The sequence below is a fragment of the Streptomyces sp. Q2 genome, from assembly GCF_056820935.1.
The window spans coordinates 130,077-143,529 of sequence record NZ_JBXEJE010000008.1 but is presented as its reverse complement, the minus strand read 5'-3'; the positions used below and the strand labels follow the sequence as shown (position 1 = coordinate 143,529).

The window sequence follows — 13,453 nt, the reverse complement described above, 5'->3', positions numbered from 1 at the left end:
CGCACTCCTGCCGGCCCGGCGCTTCAGACCCCGACGACCTGAAGCGACGCCCACAGCGCCACCACGGCCGCCACCAGCGCGGCCGGTGTGGCGAGCAGACCGAGCCGGGTGAACTCCCCGAGTTCGACCTCGTGCCCGTGCTCGTGCGCGATACGCCGCCACAGCAGCGTGGCCAGCGACCCGGCGTAGGTCAGGTTCGGACCGATGTTCACGCCGAGCAGCACCGCGAGGAGCGCGCCGGGTCCGGCGGAGGCCGTCAGCGGCAGCAGCACCAGGACCGCGGGCAGGTTGTTGATCAGGTTCGCCAGTACGGCGGCCAGTGCGGCGATGCCGAGCAGCGCGACCAGTCCGCTCCCGTCGGGCAGCACGTGCCGCAAGGCGTCGGCGAGGCCGTTGTCGACCACCGCGCGCACCACGACGCCGAGCGCGAGCACGAACGCCAGGAAGGCCGGCCCCGCCGCCCGCACCACGGTCAGCGGGGTGGCCTGCCGCCGGACGAGAGCACGCCCGGCCAGTACGAGCGCCCCCGCCAGCGCGGCCCAGGCAGGTTCGACGCCCAGGGCGGAGGTCACGACGAACCCGGCCAGCGTGCAGGCGACGGTGACGAGCGCGAACAGCGGCAGTTCCGGCGCCGCGGCGGCGTCGGGGGAGTGGGTGACCTCTGCCAGGTCGCGCTCGAAGAAGCGCCGGAAGACCGCGTACTCGGCGGCGATCGCGACCAGCCAGGGCAGTGCCATCAGCGCGGCGAACCGTGTGAAGCTCAGCCCGCTCGCCGCGAACGCCAGCAGGTTGGTGAGATTGGAGACCGGCAGCAGCAGCGAGGCCGTGTTCGACAGGTGCGCGCAGGCGTGCACGTGCGGCCCGGGCCGGACCCGCATCCGGGCGGCGGTGGCGAACACCACCGGCGTGAGCAGCACCACGGTGGCGTCCAGACTGAGAACGGCCGTGATCGTCGACGCCAGGACGAAGACCCCGGTCAGCAGCCGCCCCGGGGACCCCGCCGCTCGCCGGGCCAGCCACGCCCCGCACGCCTGGAAGAGCCCTTCGACGTCGCAGAAGTGGGCGAGTACCAGCACTGCGGCGAGAAAGCCGACCACCGGCCCGAGCCGCTCGGCCTCGGCCCGCGCGTGCTCCAGCGAGATCGCCCCGGTCGCGATCACCACTCCCGCCGCCGGGACCGCCAGCACCGCCTCCGGCCGGCCGAACGGGCGCAGTACGGCCCAGCCGAGGACGGCGACGAGCAGGGTGACGGACAGGGTCTCGGCGAGCGGGGCGTTCAGTGCTGGATCCTTCGGAACGAATCAGGTGGTGCCCCGCCATCGAAGCAGACGCCGGTAAGAGACCGGTGAGCACCCCGGCCGGCCCTCCCGTCGGCGGCTCAGGGGCCGGTGCCGGCGGCGAAGACCGTCAGGTGCACCGAGGACGCGTTGCCGGACACGGGCACCGGCCCGGCCGTCCACGTCACCTTCAGCGGGTCCCGTTCGTCCGGCGGGGTCACCAGCAGCGACTCGGGAGTGGCCGCCCGCGCCCCGCTGACCTCGGGGTTGGAGAAGGTCAGTCCGGCCCAGGCGCTCTTCCCCGGCGCCAGCTTCACCGTCACCATCGCGTCGGCGGAACGCTTCGGGTCCGGTCCCAGCTGCTTTCCGGACGCGTCGAGGAAGGCGACGCCCGGGTAGCCGCGCACGGTGCAGGTCCGAGCGGACGCGTTGGTCAGGACGACCGGGAAGTTCTCCTGCCCGGCCCCCGGATCGTTGCGCCCGACGGAGGCGCGCAGCTCGGCGGTGTGACACCGGGTGCTCATGGACGTGGAGGAGTCCTTGGCCGCGGTCGACGAGGCGGCGGCGCTGCGGATCGGACTCGGCGTGGGTGTCGGGCTGGGGCTGGGGCTGGAGGTGACGGCCGAGGCGGTCGCAGGGCCCTCGGTCGCGGGGGCGGCCGTGCCGGACATCTTCGGCGGCGCACTCGCCGTGCCGTCACCGCCGCCGCAGGCGGTCAGCAGGCCGAGCACCGCGACCGCGCTCGCCAGCCGGACCGCCCGGGACAGGCCCTGGGACGTCTTCGCCATGTCGTCCACACTCCCGGAAACTCTTCGCGCCCGCGGCACCCGTGCGTACGGCGCCGGGTGCCCCGTCACCGAGATGCGATGCGGCCGGGACCGTTCATGTAGCCCGTCACTCCAGGGAACCACGTCGGTCGTCGAGCCGTACGCGATCCAGGACGCGGCCGGTCGCCGACCCACCGCCGAACCGCAGGAGCCGCCCGGTGAGCAGGGCCCCGCCGACCGCCGCCAGGACGCCCCGGGACGAAGGCGAGAGCGCCGATGGCGACCGAACCCGCGAGGACGGCGTATGCCGCGACCTGCCCGTGCGCGGCCGGCGTCCGCGCACGGAGGGCGCCCCGCAGGGCGCTCATTCCTCGTCGGCCAGGCTGATCTCCGACCAGATCGTCTTGCCGTCGGTGTGGTGCCGGCTGCCCCAGCGCTCGGTGAGCTGGGCCACCAGCAGCAGACCGCGGCCGCCCTCGTCCCAGGTCTTGGCCCGGCGCAGGTGCGGGGCGGTGTGGTTGGTGTCGGAGACCTCGCAGATCAGTGTGCTCGCGTCGTGGATGAGCCGTAGCCGGATGGGGCGGGCGCCGTACCGGATGGCGTTGGTGACGAGCTCGCTGACCACCAGCTCGGCCGTGAAGGCCGCCGCGCTCAGGTCCCATCGGTCGAGCTGGGCGACGACCTGCTTGCGGATCGGGGCGACGAGCGCCGGGTCGGCCGGGATGTCCCAGGTGGCGACCTGGGACGCGGGCAGCCCCCGGGTGCGCGCCAGGAGCAGCGCCACGTCGTCCAGCGCGCTGCCCGAGGGCAGCAGGCCGTGCAGGACCCGGTCGCAGGTCTCCTCCAGCGAGGCGGAGGGCACCGCCAGGGCGTCGCAGAGCAGGGCGTGGCTGGCGTCCACGTCCCGCTCCCGGGTCTCGATCAGCCCGTCGGTGTAGAGGGAGAGCACGGTGCCCTCGGTCAGTTCCAGTTCCGTGGACTCGAACGGCAGCCCGCCCAGGCCCAGTGGCGGTCCCGGGGGCATGTCGACCTCCCGGGGTACGCCGCCCGGCGGGAGCATCACGGGTGCCGGATGGCCCGCCCGGGCCAGCGTGCAGCGCCGCGACACCGGGTCGTACACGGCGTACAGACAGGTGGCGCCGACCTCACCGGGGCGGCCCTCGCTGCCGGCCTCCGCGGACAGCCGTACGACGAGGTCGTCGAGGTGCGTCAGCAGCTCGTCCGGGGCCAGGTCGATGTCGGCGAGGGTGCGGACGGCGGTGCGCAGCCGGCCCATCGTCGCCGAGGCCTGGATGCCGTGGCCGACGACGTCTCCGACGACCATCGCGACCCGCATCCCGGACAGCGGGATCACGTCGAACCAGTCGCCGCCCACTCCCGCGCGGGCGGCCGGGAGGTAGCGCGAGGCCGCTTCCACGGCGGCGGTGCGCGGCAGCGACCGGGGCAGCAGGCTGCGCTGCAGGGCGAGGGCGGTCTCGCGCTCGCGGGAGTAGCGGCGGGCGTTGTCGATGCAGACGGCCGCCCGGGCCGTGACCTCCTCCGCCAGCAGCACGTCGTCCGGCGTGAACGGGTCCGGCCGCCGGAACCGGGTCAGCACGGCCACGCCGAGGGTCTGGCCACGGGCCTGGATCGGCACGGACATCGTGGAGTGGATGCCGTACTCCTTGACGCGGTCCCTGCGCGCGGGGTCCCAGGCGAGCCACTCGGCCAGGTCGCGGGTCTCCGTGGTCGCCACGATGGTGTGGCCCGCCATGAGGGGGTCGGCCTGGGGCGAGGGGACGGGATAGAAGTCGACCTGGCCCGGCTTGGCCACGGCCTCGGGGGTGCCGTGGTTCACCGACCGGTGGGCCGCCCGGCGCATCCTGACCGGGGCGGTCAGCCTCGCCGTGGAAGGCTCGCCCCCTGCCTCCGGAGGGTCCAGCAGATCGACGCTGACGAAGTCGGCGACGGCGGGGACCAGCACGTCCGCCAGCTCCTGAGCCGTTCGGGTGACGTCGAGGGTGGTGCCGATGCGGACGCTGGCCTCGTTCACCAGCTGGAGCCGCTCCCGGGCCAGGTACTGGTCGGTGAAGTCGTGGGCGGCGACGCACACCCCCCGCACCCGGCCCTTGGCGTCGGTGATCGGGGCCATGCGGGCCAGCCAGGCGTTCATCCGGCCGTCGCCGCCGATCGGCACGTACGTGCGCACGTCGTGCCCCCGGCCGGTGACGAGCACCCGGTGCAGATGCCGCTCGATGTCCTCGCTCTGCGGTCTGCCGCTCATCTCGGGCGCCCGCAGGCCCCGCACCCGCTCCTCGGGCAGCCCGAGCACCTCGGCCATGGCGGCGTTCATCCGGCGCAGCCGCAGCCGCTCGTCGTAGATCGCGACGGCGCAGGGGGACTGGACCAGCTCGGCCTTGTCCAGCGGGTCGTCGGGCGCGTGCGGGCCGTCCCCGCTCAGCGGGGTGACCAGGAGCCAGTGGCTCGGGCCGTCCTGCGACGGTCTGCGGTGGGCGAGCAGCCATACGGACACGGTCGAGCCGTCGCGGTGGCGCAGGGCGAGGACGCCCTCCCAGCGGTGCTTGCCCGGAGTGGGAACCTCGGCCGGGTCGGCCAGCAGCTCGAGGGCGGGGCGGCCCACGACGTCGGCGGTGGGCCAGCCCAGGAGCAGACGTGCGCCCTCGTTCCACTCGACCACCGTGCCCGCGTCGTCGATGACGGCCCGCGCTGTCGCGGCATCGTCGAACGGGTACTCCGGGCTCATCGTCGCCACTCCATCGCGGACACTCACAGTGAACAGGCGCGCCACATCGGTCCCAGCCTAGTGCGTCCCGGCCCCTCACGAACGGGGAACCCCGGTGCCGGCCGGGGCCGCCATCAAGCCGCGGTCAAGGGGGAAATCCGGCCGTTGTGACGCCTGGGACAGAAGCACTCGACCGCACCCTTGACGGGCGCGCGTGGCACACCGTCAGAATCTGTTTGTTCACGATCAGTTGTGAGTACTTCTGGGCCCTGATGAGGGAGAGCCGCCATGACGGTCACTCGCAGATCGCTTCTCCTCGCCTCCGCGGCAGCGCCCGCGGCCGGGGCGCTCCTGGGCACCCCGGCGGCGTGGGCCGCCGAGGCCGCCGGGGGTGCCGCGGGCCGCCGTACGGTCGCGTTGCGCGACGGCTGGCGCTTCGCGCTGGTCAATCCGGGCGGGATCACCGACCCGACCGGTGAGTACGCCGACGCCGCCGCTCCGGGGTACGACGACTCCGGGTGGCGCGAGGTCGCGGTGCCGCACGACTGGAGCATCGAGCTGGCACCGACCACGCAGAACGGCACCACCAGCGGCACCGGGTTCTTCCCCGGCGGCCTCGGCTGGTACCGCCTCGCCTTCACGCTGCCGCCCAGCCTGGCGGGCAAGCGGATCTCGGTGGAGTTCGACGGTGTCTACATGGACTCGTACGTCTACTGCAACGGCACGGAGGCCGGCCGGCACCCCTACGGATACACCGGTTTCGCCCTGGACGTCACCGACCTGGTGCACACCGACGGCACCACCGAGAACGTGATCGCGGTCAAGGTGCAGAACCGGCTGCCCAGCAGCCGCTGGTACTCGGGCAGCGGCATCTACCGCGAGGCCCGCCTGGTGGTCACCGACCCGGTGCGCGTGGCGCGTTGGGGCACGTACGTCACCACGCCGGACGTCACCGAGGAGCGGGCGCTCGTCCGGGTACGGACCTCCGTGGTGAACGGCACCGGCACCGCGAGCGAGGTCGAGATCCGCTCCCGGATCAAGGACGCCGCCGGCCGCACGGTGGCCCGCACGGCCACCACGGTCACCGTCGACGCCGAGGCGACCGAGGCGACCGAGGCGCATGAGCTGACCGTCACCAGACCCAGGCTCTGGGACTTCGCCTCGCCCCACCGCTACACCCTGGAGACCGAACTCCGCGTCGGCGGCAGGACGGTCGACACCTACCGCACGCCCTTCGGCATCCGCACCTTCCGCCTCGACCCCGACGAGGGCTTCCACCTCAACGGCCGCTACGCCAAGATCAAGGGCGTCGACCTGCACCACGACCTGGGCGCGCTCGGCGCCGCGGTCAGCATCGACGCGATCCGCAGACAGATGACCATCATGAAGTCGATGGGCGTCAACGCCTTCCGCACCTCCCACAACCCGCCCTCCCCTCAGATGATCGAGGTCTGCGAGGAGCTGGGCATCGTGATGATGGTGGAGGCGTTCGACTGCTGGAAGAGCCCCAAGACGCGCTACGACTACGGCCGGTTCTTCGACGAGTGGGCCGACCGGGACATCACCGAGATGGTGCTGGCCGCCCGCAACTCGCCCGCCGTCATCATGTGGTCGATCGGAAACGAGATATCCGAGTTCACCTCCACCTCGGGCCTGGCCATGGCGGACCGGCTGATCGCCGCGATCAAGGCCTCCGACGACACCCGCCCGGTCGTGATCGGCTCCCACCGGCACCGCAGCGTGCCCGCCGTGGGCTCCCCGGGCGACCTGATCCTCGCCAAGCTCGACGGACTCGGGCTCAACTACAACACTGCCAAGTCGGTGGACGCCCTGCACGCCCGCTACCCGCACCTGTTCCTCTTCGAGTCGGAGTCCTCCTCGGAGACCTCCACCCGCGGCGTCTACCAGGAGCCCGAACGCCTCAACACCGGCGAGAACCACACGCCGGGCAAGCGGGCGACCTCGTCGTACGACAACAACCTGGCCTCCTGGACGATGAGCGGGGAGTACGGGCACAAGAAGGACCGGGACCGGAAGTGGTTCGCCGGGGAGTTCCTGTGGTCGGGAATCGACTACATCGGGGAGCCCACGCCCTATGACGTCTTCCCGGTGAAGGCGTCCTTCTTCGGTGCGGTCGACACGGCCGGGTTCCCGAAGGACATGTACTACCTCTTCCAGAGCCAGTGGACCGGCGAGCCCATGGTCCATCTGCTGCCCATGACCTGGAACCACGAGAAGGGCGACACGGTCGAGGTGTGGGCGTACTCCAACGTCGACACGGTCGAGCTGTTCCTCAACGGCAGGTCACTCGGCACCCGGAGATTCGACACGAAGAAGACCACCGACGGCCGGGAGTACCTGGAGACCACCGAGGCGACCGGCGACGACAAGACCTTCACCGACGGCCCCTACCCCGGCAGTTACACCAGCCCGAACGGCAGCGCGGGCAAGCTCCACCTCACCTGGAAGGTGCCCTACCAGCCGGGCGAGCTGAAGGCGGTGGCCCGCCGCGGGGGCAGGGTGGTCGCCACCGACGTCCTGCGCACCGCGGGGAGGCCGCACGCCGTACGCCTCACCGCCGACCGCACGTCCGTCGCCGCCGACGGCCGTTCGCTCGCCTTCGTCACCGCGGACATCGTGGACGCCCGCGGGGTCGTCGTGCCCGGCGCCGAGCACCTGATCTCCTTCGACGTCAGGGGCGGCTCCCTCGCCGGGCTCGACAACGGCCGCGAGGAGAGCGCCGAGCGCTACCAGGCGAGCACCCGCACCGCCTTCCACGGCAAGGCACTCGCGATCGTGCGGTCCGGCACCGAGCCGGGGGCCCTGAAGGTGACCGCGCGGGTGGAAGGGCTGCGGTCGGGCACCGTGACCGTGCGCACCACCCCCGCCCGGTCCGCCGCCGTCACCCCGGCGGCCGTCTTCGAGCCCGACCACCCGGCGCCCTCGGACTTTCCCTACGCGGACGCCAGTTACTCCGGCCGCCCCGACACCCTCCCCGCCGCGATGCTCGACGGTGACCCGGCCACCGGCTGGTCCAACGCCTTCAGCAAGGCGGCCACCGCCCTGCTGCCCGCGTTCAGCGGCGCCAGGGCCGAGGACTGGGTCCTGGTGGACTTCGGCCGGACGCGGACCTTCGACCGCGTGGAGGTCTCCTTCTCCCTGAGTGCGACCCACAGCCTGCCCGCCTCCGTCGAGGCGGAGGTGTGGGACGGCGGCCGGTACGTGCCCGTCGAAGGAACGGCCGTCGACTGGGGCACCGCCTCGGACGAGCCGACGGTCATCACCTTCGGCGCCGTCCGCGGCTCCCGGCTGCGACTCACGCTGACCAGCGCCTACCCCGGCGAGGCCCGGGGCGCGGTGCGCATCAGCAGGCTGGAGGTTCCGGCCGGCTGAGCCATGGTCGTGCGGTCCGGTCGGGAAACCAGTCCCGTCCGGACCGTTGACTCGGTGTCATGCCTCCAACAAGCATGGCCTGCGTCCGCATCTGGGAGCGCTCCCACGCCGAGCGTCGCCCGCACCTCCCCCAGGAGCCCAGACGTGAAACGACGCAGAACCGCCTTGCTCTCTCTGACGGCCCTGTTAGGGGCGGCACTGGTGGGCCTCCCCGCCCCCGGGGCCGTCGCCGACGAGGTCGAGCAGCTCAAGAACGGCACCTTCGACACCACCACCGCCCCCTGGTGGACCACCAACAACGTCACCGCGGGCCTGTCCGACGGACAGCTCTGCGCGGACGTGCCGGGCGGCACCGCCAACCGCTGGGACGCCGCCGTCGGCCAGAACGACCTCACCCTGGTCAAGGGCGAGTCGTACAAGTTCTCCTTCACCGCGAACGGCACACCCGACGGACACGTCCTGCGCGCGATCGTGGGACTGTCGGCCGCCCCGTACGACACCTACTTCGAGGTCAGCCCGCAGCTGAGCGTGTCGGGCAACTCCTACTCCTACACGTTCACCTCGCCCGTCGACACCGCCCAGGGCCAGGTCGGCTTCCAACTCGGCGGCAGCGCCGAGCCGTTCCGCTTCTGCATGGACGACGTGTCGCTGCTCGGCGGGGTGCCGCCCGAGGTCTACGAGCCCGACACCGGACCCCGGGTGCGCGTGAACCAGGTCGCTTACCTGCCCTCCGGGCCGAAGAACGCCACCCTGGTCACCGACGCGACCGCGAAACTGCCCTGGCGGCTCAAGAACTCCGGCGGCGCGGTCGTCGCCCAGGGCTGGACCGTGCCGCGCGCCACCGACGCCTCCTCCGGACAGAACGTCCACTCGGTCGACTTCGGCGCCTACAAGAAGCAGGGCACCGGCCTCACCCTGGTCGCCGACGGCGAGACCAGCCGTCCCTTCGACATCGGCACGGCCGCCTACGAGAAGCTGCGCCTGGACGCCGCGAAGTACTACTACACACAGCGCAGCGGCATCGCGATCCGCGACGACCTGCGTCCCGGCTACGCCCGCCCCGCCGGCCACGTCGACGTCGCCCCCAACCAGGGCGACTCCGACGTGCCCTGTCAGCCGGGCGTCTGCGACTACACCCTTGACGTCACCGGCGGCTGGTACGACGCCGGCGACCACGGCAAGTACGTCGTCAACGGCGGCATCTCCACCTGGGAGCTGCTCAGCACGTACGAACGCTCGCTGCACGCCCGCACCGGACAGCCGGCCAAGCTCGGCGACGGCTCGCTCGCCATCCCGGAGAGCGGCAACAAGGTGCCGGACATCCTCGACGAGGTCCGCTGGGAGCTGGACTTCCTGCTGAAGATGCAGGTGCCGGACGGACAGCCGCTGGCCGGCATGGCCCACCACAAGATCCATGACGAACAGTGGACCGGCCTGCCGCTGCTGCCCAGCGACGACCCGCAAAAGCGGGAACTGCACCCGCCGAGCACCCAGGCCACGCTGAACCTGGCGGCCACCGCCGCGCAGGCCGCCCGCCTGTACCGGCCCTACGACAAGGCCTTCGCGGCGAAGGTCCTCGCCGCCGCCCGCAAGGCATGGACGGCCGCCCTCGCCCATCCCGAGAGGTACGCCGACCCGGACGACGGCATCGGTGGCGGCGCCTACGCCGACTCCGACGCCACCGACGAGTTCTACTGGGCGGCGGCCGAGCTGTACCTGACCACGGGGGAGAAGACCTTCGCCGACCACGTCCTCGCCTCGCCGGTCCACACGGCCGACATCTTCGGCCCCCTCGGCTACGACTGGGCCAGGACGGCCGCAGCGGCCCGCCTGGACCTCGCGACCGTACCGAGCGAGCTGCCCGGCCGGGACAAGGTGCGCCAGTCCGTGATCAAGGGCGCCGACCGCTATCTGGCCACCCTCAAGGCCCATCCGTACGGCATGCCGTACGCCCCCGCCGACAACCTCTACGACTGGGGCTCCAACCACCAGATCCTGCACAACGCGGTCGTCATCGCCACCGCGTACGACATCGGTGGCGCCTCGAAGTACCGTGACGGCGCCGTCCAGAGCATGGACTACATCCTCGGCCGCAACGCGCTGAACATGTCGTACGTGACCGGCTACGGCGAGGCCAACGCCCACAACCAGCACAGCCGTTGGTACGCCCGCCAGCTCGACCCGAGCCAGCCGGCCCCGCCCGACGGGACCCTCGCGGGCGGACCGAACTCGGCCATCCAGGATCCGTACGCACAGAGCAAACTCCAGGGCTGCGTCGGGCAGTTCTGCTACATCGACGACATCCAGTCCTGGTCGACGAACGAGCACACCATCAACTGGAACTCGGCCCTGACCCGGATGGCGTCCTTCGTGGCGGACCAGACGTAGGCCGAAATCGGTTGGCGGGGGCTCCATGCGTGCGGTGATACTCCGGCATGAGCAGAATGGCGGAGGTCATCGTGCTGGCGCTGGGCAACTCCTGGCAGGTCATGGAGCCCCTCCTCGAGTACGACGACGAGCGCAGCTGGAAGGGCAGGTTCGTGCCGGTTCCGAGTTCCCTGGGCGGCGGCACCATGTACAGCTGGGCGTCGGAGTTCGTCCGGGTGGGTTCCCGGACCGGACTGCTGAGGCATCTGGAGTCTTTGCCGTGGGACCGGCCGGAGTCCGTGCAGGTCCTCATCCATGACGAGGAGGACGACTGCTTCGGGCTGTGGATGATCCACGACGGCAGGCTGGTGGAGATCCCGCTTCCGGGCACCGAGCGCTTCCATGACCCGGCGCCCGAGACGTTCGAGTTCGCGCCGAGCCCGGGATACCTGATCAGGACGGATCAGGGGGAGGAGCACCGGCAGCCGGAGCGGACCCCGGAGCATCTGAGGGATCCGCGAACGGCCTGGTGACTACGGTTCGCGCTCCACGAGTTCCCCGGGCCGCTCGTGCGCGGTCAGGGTGTGCAACCGGGCCTGATCGAGCGGCTGGTGCACCTCGACGTACTCGCCGTGCGGCAGACGCTTGATCACACCGGTCTCACGGCCGTGCAACACCAGCTCCCTGTCCCGGAGTTGAAGACCGAGACAGATGCGCCTGGTGACGACGAAGACGGCCACCGGGACGACGAACACCGCGACGCGGACCGCCCACGTCACCGTGTTGATCGACAGATGGAGCCGGGTCGCCACGATGTCGTTGCCCCCGCCCGCCAGCAGGATCAGGTAGGCGCTGATCCAGGCCGCGCCGATCGCCGTACGGACGGGCCGGTTGCGCGGGCGGTCGAGGAGGTGGTGTTCCCGCCTGTCACCCGTGATCCGGGCCTCCAGGAACGGGTACACGCCGATGAACAGCAGGAGCAGCGGGAAGACGACGATCGGGATCAGCACACCCAGCACGAGTGTGTGGCCCCACAGGGTGATCTCCCATCCCGGCATGATCCGCACCAGGCCCTCGGCGAACCCCAGGTACCAGTCGGGCTGGGCGCCCGTGGAGACCTGGTCGGCGCGGAAGGGGCCGTACGCCCAGACCGGGTTGATCGTCGCCACGGCCGCGATCAGCGCGAGCGTCCCGAAGACCAGGAAGAAGAAACCGCCCGCCTTCGCGAGGTACACCGGGAAGAACGGGGCGCCGACGACGTTGCGTTCGCTCCGTCCGGGACCCGCGAACTGGGTGTGCTTGTGGTACACGACCAACAGGACGTGGGCCACCACCAGCGCCGCCATGATGCCCGGGATCACCAGGACGTGCAGCGAGTAGAAGCGGGCCACGATGTCGTCGCCGGGGAACTCGCCGCCGAACAGGAACATCGACAGATACGTCCCCACGACCGGGACCGCCAGCAGAGCTCCGTCGACGAACCTGAGCCCGGTGCCCGACAGCAGGTCGTCCGGCAGCGAGTAGCCGAACAGGCCCTCGAACAGACCCAGGAACAGCAGCGACCAGCCGAACAGCCAGTTGACCTCCCGCGGCTTGCGGAACGACCCCGTGAAGAAGTGCCGCATCATGTGCGTGAACATCCCGGCCACGAAGACCAGTGCCGCCCAGTGGTGCAGCTGCCGGATCAGCAGCCCGCCGCGTACGTCGAAGCTGATGTCCAGCGTGGAGGCGTACGCCTCGGACATGCGCACGCCGTTGAGCGGGGTGTAGCTGCCGTGGTACGTCACCTCGTTCATCGACGGATGGAAGAAGAGGGTGAGCCACACGCCGGTGAGGATCAGGACGACGAAGCTGTACAGACAGATCTCGCCGAGCAGGAAGGACCAGTGGTCCGGGAAGACCTTGCGCAGGTACCGCCTGCCGAGGGTGTGGATGCCGAGACGGCCGTCGAACCAGTCGGCCACCCGCTCGCCCTTGCTCGTCACGTCTCCTCCCGGTGCACGTGCGTGAGTTTCTCGGGGTTGGTCACGATGTAGACGCCGGACACCTGGTCGCCCTGAGGGGTGAGGTCCATGACCATCACCGCGTACGGGGAGTCGCCCTCGAACAGCACGGCGGCGTCGTCGCCGTTGACGCGCCGGTAGCGCAGGTCCAGGTGCTGCGGGCCGTGCCGGCCCGCGTAGCCGGTGATGAGGCGGACGGCCTTGTCCCGGCCGTGCACCGGACGCAGTCCCGCCGGTCTGCGCAGTCCCCCGCCGTCCGTCCACACGGTGACGTCCGGTGCCAGGATCTCCATCAGCTCGGCGATGTCACCGCCGAGCGCGGCCCGCACGAACCGCTCGGTCGCCTCCCGCCGCACCCGTGGATGGGCCCGGTACCGCGGGCGCCGCGCGTGCACATGGCCCCGCGCGCGATGCGCCAGTTGCCGCACGGCCGCCGGGGTGCGGTCGATGATCTCCGCGATCTCGGTGAGGGCGTACCCGAACACCTCGTTCAGGACGAACACCGCCCGTTCCAGCGGTGTCAGGGACTCCAGCACCACCAGCATCGCCATCGACACCGACTCGGTGCGCAGCGCCGGATCCTCGGCCCCGCCGTCGTCGCCTGCCACCAACGGCTCGGGCAGCCACGGACCGACGTACGTCTCCCGGCGGCGGCTGACCGCGGCGCGGCGGGCGAGCGCGTGGTTGACGGCGATCCGGACGAGATACGCGCGGGGACGGGCGATCCCGTCCAGGGCGTCACCGTCCCGCCGTCCGGTCCACGACAACCAGGTCTCCTGGAGCACGTCCTCGGTGTCGGCGACACTGCCGAGCATGTTGTAGACGACGCCGAACAGCAGTTCCCGATGCCGGACGAACACACCGGTGGCGTCGGCCGGCGGTCCGTCGGTCTCGCAACGGTCGGAAACGGTGTGCTCGGTCATG

8 protein-coding genes are annotated in these 13,453 nt (G+C 71.4%); 3 read left to right on the top strand and 5 right to left on the bottom strand.

From position 1 onward, the window contains the following. Positions 1-23: 23 nt before the first annotated feature. The 3 genes from ACWBNA_RS11040 to ACWBNA_RS11030 form a co-directional block, all read right to left on the bottom strand. Positions 24-1,280, bottom strand: a complete 1,257-nt coding sequence (locus tag ACWBNA_RS11040) for an SLC13 family permease (RefSeq protein WP_482704187.1) — start codon at positions 1,278-1,280, stop codon at positions 24-26. A gap of 98 nt (positions 1,281-1,378) precedes the next feature. Then, positions 1,379-2,065, bottom strand: a complete 687-nt coding sequence (locus ACWBNA_RS11035) for a DUF4232 domain-containing protein (RefSeq protein WP_482704098.1) — start codon at positions 2,063-2,065, stop codon at positions 1,379-1,381. A 343-nt stretch (positions 2,066-2,408) separates the two neighbouring features. Further along, on the bottom strand, positions 2,409-4,787 hold the full coding sequence (locus ACWBNA_RS11030) for a SpoIIE family protein phosphatase (RefSeq protein ID WP_482704097.1): 2,379 nt from the start codon (positions 4,785-4,787) through the stop codon (positions 2,409-2,411). Positions 4,788-5,054: 267 nt separating this feature from the next. Between ACWBNA_RS11030 and ACWBNA_RS11025 the strand changes: the two genes are divergently transcribed. The 3 genes from ACWBNA_RS11025 (at position 5,055) to ACWBNA_RS11015 (ending at position 11,059) form a co-directional block, all read left to right on the top strand. Beyond that, positions 5,055-8,159, top strand: coding sequence for a glycoside hydrolase family 2 TIM barrel-domain containing protein (locus ACWBNA_RS11025; protein ID WP_482704096.1), 3,105 nt, complete (start codon positions 5,055-5,057; stop codon positions 8,157-8,159). 144 nt (positions 8,160-8,303) lie between these two features. Continuing rightward, positions 8,304-10,547: a glycoside hydrolase family 9 protein gene (locus ACWBNA_RS11020; RefSeq protein ID WP_482704095.1), complete on the top strand. Its 2,244-nt coding sequence runs from the start codon at positions 8,304-8,306 to the stop codon at positions 10,545-10,547. Between the two features lie 47 nt (positions 10,548-10,594). Continuing rightward, positions 10,595-11,059 (top strand): hypothetical protein, encoded by a 465-nt coding sequence (locus ACWBNA_RS11015; protein ID WP_482704094.1) that lies wholly within the window; start codon positions 10,595-10,597, stop codon positions 11,057-11,059. On the opposite strand, the gene qcrB is transcribed toward ACWBNA_RS11015, so the two are convergent. Both qcrB and sigJ read right to left on the bottom strand, forming a co-directional pair. Continuing rightward, a complete protein-coding gene (gene qcrB, locus ACWBNA_RS11010; RefSeq protein ID WP_482704093.1) occupies positions 11,060-12,511 on the bottom strand; it encodes a cytochrome bc1 complex cytochrome b subunit in 1,452 nt (483 codons plus the stop codon). It abuts the gene before it with no gap. Then, positions 12,508-13,452 carry an RNA polymerase sigma factor SigJ gene (gene sigJ / locus ACWBNA_RS11005; RefSeq protein ID WP_482704092.1) on the bottom strand — a complete coding sequence of 315 codons (945 nt, stop codon included), beginning with the start codon at positions 13,450-13,452 and terminating at the stop codon, positions 12,508-12,510. The genes qcrB and sigJ overlap by 4 nt, the downstream gene beginning before the upstream one ends. Position 13,453: the final 1 nt, after the last annotated feature.